We start from the raw sequence: 396 nt of genomic DNA, 5'->3' as shown, positions 1-396 counted from the left end.
GAGAGGGCAGCGGCGGTGGAGAGGGCAGCGGCGGTGGAGGGGGCGGCGGCGGTGTTCGCGTACGTCGTCATGTGATCCACCCTAGAGCGGCGAAAGACCGACTGTAGGGTGCACTTCCATGACGGATACGTGGGTCAATTCTGCGGAGCGGATCGGTGCCGACCTGCATCTGGAACTGTCGGGTCCGGGGAGCCGCCGGGCGGCGCTGACCAGGGCTCTGCGGGAGGCCGTGCGCAGTGGCCGGCTGGCGCCGGGCACCCGGCTGCCGCCGTACCGGTCGCTCGCCGCGGACCTGGGCGTGGCCCGCAACACCGTGGCCGACGCGTACGCGGAGCTGGTCGCGGAGGGCTGGCTGACCGCCCGGCAGGGATCGGGGACGCGGGTCGCCGCCGGGCC

The 396-nt window shown here is 74.0% G+C and carries 1 protein-coding gene; it reads left to right on the top strand.

What is annotated here, in order from left to right; genetic code table 11:
* Positions 1–118: 118 nt before the first annotated feature.
* A partial coding sequence (locus GT045_RS17005; RefSeq protein WP_161334691.1) for a winged helix-turn-helix domain-containing protein occupies positions 119–396 on the top strand: 278 nt, incomplete at its 3' end.

It is taken from the genome of Streptomyces sp. SID486 (assembly GCF_009865385.1).
Classification (GTDB): Bacteria; Actinomycetota; Actinomycetes; order Streptomycetales; family Streptomycetaceae; genus Streptomyces.
Note: the sequence above shows the minus strand (reverse complement) of the source record. Positions and strands in the feature narration are given on the sequence as shown.